Raw genomic sequence first — 300 nt, forward strand, 5'->3', positions numbered from 1 at the left:
AGAGCGCATTATATTATAAGAATTGAATGGAGAAAATAAGATCAGCATGAGAAGTATAAGCATTGTGCGCCAGACAAATATAAAATGGGAACAAAAAATCATAAATAGATTATAGCGGTTTTATCAAAACATGTTTTTTCTTACCGAAGGAAAGTTTAATTATTCCTTGTGCATTAATATCTTCTTCAAGAATAAGACATGTTTCATCCTCAACAAGTTGATCATTGACACGGATACCTCCCCCTTGAATATGTCGCCGCGCTTCACTGTTCGATTTTGCTAATCCTGCTTGTGCTAGAA

At 34.7% G+C, this 300-nt stretch carries 1 protein-coding gene; it reads right to left on the bottom strand.

Translation table 11 applies throughout. The annotated features are described in order from the left end of the window. Positions 1–109 precede the first annotated feature (109 nt). A partial coding sequence (locus ACFIK8_RS10390; protein WP_375669380.1) for a S4 domain-containing protein occupies positions 110–300 on the bottom strand: 191 nt, incomplete at its 5' end.

The organism is Bartonella sp. MR168JLCBS, assembly GCF_042194175.1.